Source organism: Dietzia sp. SYD-A1, from assembly GCF_015356725.1.
Classification (GTDB): Bacteria; Actinomycetota; Actinomycetes; order Mycobacteriales; family Mycobacteriaceae; genus Dietzia.
In genome coordinates this window covers 1-2,169 of sequence record NZ_JADDKI010000578.1, presented here as the reverse complement: position 1 = coordinate 2,169, position 2,169 = coordinate 1, and the positions used below count along the sequence as shown (strand labels likewise).

The 2,169-nt window shown below is 72.5% G+C and carries 1 protein-coding gene; it reads left to right on the top strand.

Annotated elements, in window-relative coordinates; all coding sequences use genetic code 11:
• The coding region (locus tag IY392_RS17170; RefSeq protein WP_304511156.1) for a beta-ketoacyl synthase N-terminal-like domain-containing protein at window positions 1–2,169 on the top strand (2,169 nt) is incomplete at both ends.

Sequence of the window (2,169 nt, the reverse complement as noted above, 5' to 3'; positions counted from 1 at the left end):
GGCCCGCTGGTGGGCCGGGCGGGCCGCCGACGCCCGCCGGGACGCCCTCGCCGTGGCCTACCGGGAGATCGCGGAGACGGCCGCCGAGGAGTTCGTCGGCCGCTACGCGGACGACGTCGCCGTCGTCACCGGGGCGGGCAAGGGTTCCATCGCCGCCGCCGTCACCGGAAAGCTCCTGGCGGGAGGGGCCACCGTAGTGGCCACCACCTCCAGCCTGGACCAGTCCAAGCTGGCCTTCTTCAAGGACCTCTACCGCTCCCACGCCCGTGGCGGCGCGGTGCTGTGGGTGCTGCCGGCCAACCTCACCTCGTACTCGGACGTCGACGCCCTGGTCGAGTGGGTCGGCTCCGAGCACGCCGAGTCGGCCGGGGGACAGACCACCGTCCTCAAGGCTCCGCTCACCCCGACGCTGCTCTTCCCGTTCGCCGCCCCCCGCGTCCAGGGCTCGATGGCCGACGCCGGACCGCGGGCCGAGACCGAGATGCGCGTCCTGTTGTGGGGCGTGGAGAAGCTCGTCGCCGGCCTCGGCGCGATCGGCGCCGACACCGACGTCGACTCCCGCCTGCACGTTGTCCTGCCCGGCTCGCCCAACCGCGGGATCTTCGGCGGCGACGGGGCCTACGGCGAGGCCAAGGCCGCGCTCGACGCCATGATCGCCAAGTGGGGTTCCGAGAAGTCCTGGGCCGAGCGGGTGACGTTCGTCCACGCGATCATCGGCTGGGTCCGGGGCACCGGGTTGATGGGCCACAACGACCCGCTCGTCGAGGCCGTCGAGGCCGCGGGCGTGTCCACCTGGTCCACCACCGGGATCGCCGACGAGCTACTGGACTCGTGCACCCCGGACGTCCGCCGGGCCGCCGGCGAGGCACCCCTCACCGTCGACCTCACCGGAGGGCTCGGCTCCGCCGATCTGGACATGGCCGCGCTCGCCGCGGACCGGCCGGCGGCGACGTCCGAGACCACCACCGAGGACGCGGACGGGACCATCGCCGCCCTGCCGTCGCTGCAGACCGTCACCCCCGACGAGCGTCCCGAGTGGGGCGAGGTCACGCAGGACCTCGAGGACATGGTCGTGATCGTGGGATCCGGCGAGGTCGGCCCGTACGGCAGCGCCCGCACCCGCTTCGAGGTGGAGACCACCGGCGACCTCAGCGCCGCCGGCGTGGTCGAGCTGGCCTGGTCCACCGGACTCATCACCTGGGAGGACTCGCCGCGCGCCGGCTGGACCGTCACCGAATCCGGTGACCCGATCGACGAGGCCGAGATCGCGGAGCGGTTCCACGACGAGGTCCTCGCCCGGGTGGGCGTGCGCACCTACGCCGACGATTCGCGCGCGGAGATGTTCGACAATGCCTCGCCGCAACTGACCTCGGTGTTCCTGCCGGAGGACCTGTCCTTCGTCGTGGATGACGAGGGCCAGGCCCGCGCGTACCAGGAGGACGATCCGGAGAACACCGTCGTCACCCGAAGCGAGGACGGCGAGTGGACGGTCACCCGCAAGGCGGGCACCGAGATCCGCGTCCCCCGCCGAACCACGCTCACGCGCATCGTGGGTGGCCAGATCCCCACCGGCTTCGACCCCACGGCATGGGGCATCCCCGCCGACATGGTCTCCGGTATCGACCGGGTGGCGGCGTGGAACCTGGTGGCCACCGTGGACGCCTTCATCTCCTCGGGCTTCACCCCGGCGGAGCTGCTGGCCCACGTCCACCCGGCCGACGTCGCCAACACCCAGGGCACCGGCATGGGCGGTATGACGAGCATGCGCTCGCTCTACATCGACGGGATCCTGGGCCGCAGCCGCGCGAACGACACGCTGCAGGAGGCCCTGCCCAACGTGGTGGCCGCCCACGTCATGCAGTCCTATGTCGGCGGCTACGGCTCGATGGTCCACCCGGTGGCCGCCTGTGCCACCACCGCGGTGAGCGTCGAGGAGGGCTTCGACAAGATCCGCGCCGGCAAGGCCGAGTTCGTGGTGGCAGGCGGGTTCGACGACCTGTCCACCGAGGGCATCCAGGGCTTCGCCGACATGTCCGCCACCGCCGACTCCGCGGCGATGGCCGCCAAGGGGATCGACGAGCGGCACTACAGCCGGGCCAACGACCGGCGGCGCGGCGGGTTCGTCGAGTCGCAGGGCGGCGGCACCATCCTGCTGGCGCGCGGCGACGT